The organism is Burkholderia territorii (genome assembly GCF_902833055.1).
GTDB lineage: Bacteria > Pseudomonadota > Gammaproteobacteria > Burkholderiales > Burkholderiaceae > Burkholderia > Burkholderia territorii.
Genome location: NZ_CADFEJ010000157.1, coordinates 1 through 434 on the forward strand (window position 1 = coordinate 1; position 434 = coordinate 434).

At 70.5% G+C, this 434-nt stretch carries 2 pseudogenes; one reads left to right on the forward strand and one right to left on the reverse strand.

Features of this window, described 5'->3' with window-relative positions:
• A pseudogene (locus HW466_RS32075) lies at nt 1-158 on the reverse strand (bile acid:sodium symporter); the annotation flags it as partial.
• On the opposite strand from HW466_RS32075, the pseudogene HW466_RS31505 reads away from it, so the two are divergent.
• Nucleotides 136-434, forward strand: a pseudogene (locus HW466_RS31505) (response regulator); the annotation flags it as partial. The pseudogenes HW466_RS32075 and HW466_RS31505 sit on opposite strands and share 23 nt — an antisense overlap.

A 434-nucleotide genomic window follows, 5' to 3' on the forward strand; every position in this document is an offset into this window, starting at 1 on the left:
TGGCCGGCCAGGAAGGGCACCAGCAGCTGCATCACGATGCTGCCCACCGTGCTCCAGCCCGAGGCGCCAAAGCTGGCGCTCGCGCTCAGCATCACGCCCACCAGGGCAGTCGTGATGAAGATGCCCAACAAGGTCGAGGCCGCGCTGACCGCCATCGGAGGCGAAACCTATGACCTGATGCTGCTCGACCTGGGCCTGCCCAAGCGCGACGGCGTCGACGTGCTGCGCACCCTGCGCTCGCGCGGCCACGCGCTGCCGGTGCTGATCATCACCGCGCGCGACGCCGTCTCGGACCGCGTCAAGGGGCTCGACGCCGGCGCCGACGACTACCTCGTCAAGCCCTTCGATCTCGACGAACTGGGCGCCCGCATGCGCGCGCTGATCCGCCGCCAGTCGGGGCGCAGCGAATCGGTGATCCGCCACGGCGCGCTCAC